Below are 762 nucleotides of genomic sequence, written 5' to 3' on the forward strand. Positions count from 1 at the left end.
CTTAGTGAAGCCAAAGAAGCAGCTGAATTGGCAAATAGAGAAAAGTCGAGCTTTTTTGGCCAATATGAGCCATGAGATTAGAACACCTTTAAATGGTCTATTAGGAATAACTGGCTTGTTGTTCAAGACGCCATTGTCAACAAAGCAACACGAACTACTCTCTATCATCGGAGATTCCGGAGAATCACTTTTAAACATAGTAAATGATATTCTTGATTACTCTAAAATTGATGCGGGTAAAATGGAATTGGACCCAGTAGCAATGAACTTTGCTTCTGAAATGGAAAAAATTGTCAATGTCTTTTCGGGAATGGCAAACCAAAAATCTTTAAAAATCAATTTAGAAATAAAAAAGAGCGTTCCCAGGACCATTATTTTGGATAAAGATAAACTGGCGCAGATTTTTTTCAATATCATTGGGAATGCCGTTAAGTTCTCAAAAAAGGGTGGGCAGATTGATATCACCATTAGTGGTGAATTTATTTTACTGAAAACCTAATTCTGACATGTACAGTAAAGGACAATGGTGTAGGCATTTCCAAAGATAAGATTCCGCAACTGATAAAACCTTTTACGCAGGCAAGTGAGGCTTCTAATGGTGATTATAAAGGGACGGGCTTAGGCCTTGCGATCGCCAATAAGCTAATAGAGTTAATGGGAGGCGTGTTGCACATTGAAAGTGAAATTGACCAAGGATCTACCTTCACCTTCGCACTTATTTCTCAAGCCAGTGAAGAGGAATTGACCATTTTCAAAAATTAC

Annotated in this window: 2 protein-coding genes; both read left to right on the forward strand. The window is 37.5% G+C overall.

The genetic code is table 11. From position 1 onward, the window contains the following. Nucleotides 1–499: sensor histidine kinase (locus tag ADIWIN_RS16885; RefSeq protein WP_316929661.1), on the forward strand; the 499-nt coding region annotated here is incomplete at its 5' end. Nucleotides 500–501: 2 nt separating this feature from the next. Next, nucleotides 502–762 (forward strand): ATP-binding protein (locus ADIWIN_RS22250; protein WP_369021500.1); only part of this gene is annotated, 261 nt, incomplete at its 3' end.

It is taken from the genome of Winogradskyella psychrotolerans RS-3 (assembly GCF_000427335.1).
Lineage (GTDB): Bacteria > Bacteroidota > Bacteroidia > Flavobacteriales > Flavobacteriaceae > Winogradskyella > Winogradskyella psychrotolerans.